The following is a 1,004-nucleotide window of genomic DNA, read 5'->3' as shown; positions in this document are numbered from 1 at the left end:
AGATACTCTTTTAGGGAGTTAAGGAGTTAAGCCAATAGCTTTTAGCACAGAGTCCTGTGTGGAAAGAACAAAGAGGTTGATACATTCAAGTCTTGAAAGCTATTGGCTTAACTTCTTAACTCCCTAAAAAAAGAAACAACCCCTAAAAGTTCTTCTCTATTTCTTTCCTCATCCTGTCCACGCCGGGGAAACCGGTTTGGCGATAGGTGACCTTGCCGTCACGGTCGAGGATGATGTATGTGGGCACGCCGGTTATCTTAAACCGTCTGCGCAGCGCGTCGGCCTGCTTCCCGGTGAGGCGGTAGTGCTCGCCGGGGATGTCGGCAACCATGTATCGCCACGTGTTCTCTGGCGACGATTCACTCGCCAGATACACGAAGACAACGTCTTTGCCGGCAAGGTTTTTCTTCATCGGCGCCATACGCTCATGGGCCAAGCGGCACGGACCGCACCACGTCTCCCACACATCTACGACTACCACCTTGTCGCGATAGCGCGCCGCTATGCTGTCGAAGAGCAGGCTGTCGGCCACGGCGGGCACGTCGCGTATGGAATATCCGGTATTGGCTTTCCTCTCTTCCAACGTTTTGAGCAGCGCGTCGTTCCTGTCGCCGATTATCCGGCGGTAGCCCTCGGGCAGCGCCGCGAGCCTCGCCTTCCGGTCGTCGTCGAGCGGCGTGAAGTCGTTGGACACGCAGCGATACAGCTCATCGGCGTCGTTCACCATGAGATATGTGCCCCGGCCGGCACCGAGCAGCGGGGCTATGCGCTCCTTCTCGTAGCTGCCTATGATGCGGACGTACGACGGGGCGAGCACTGCCTGCGGCCTGTCTGCCTGTTCTGCGAGCTCGCGCGGTATGTAGTCGGCGGGCACTGTCTTTGCCAACGAGTCGATACAGTCGGAATAGCGGTCGCCCTGTATGATGCCTTTCTCATATAACGCCCGCGCCAGCCTGCCCGGAGCCGACACCAGACAATTCACCGCCTGATAGCCGGCGTGGAGC

At 57.8% G+C, this 1,004-nt stretch carries 1 protein-coding gene; it reads right to left on the bottom strand.

The genetic code is table 11. The annotated features are described in order from the left end of the window. Positions 1-142: 142 nt before the first annotated feature. Positions 143-1,004, bottom strand: an 862-nt coding sequence (locus MoGM_RS02775; protein ID WP_146078626.1) for a TlpA disulfide reductase family protein, incomplete at its 5' end; no start/stop codon positions are given.

Source organism: Prevotella sp. MGM1, from assembly GCF_002933775.1.
Lineage (GTDB): Bacteria > Bacteroidota > Bacteroidia > Bacteroidales > Bacteroidaceae > Prevotella.
This window is presented reverse-complemented; position numbering and strand designations above follow the sequence as displayed.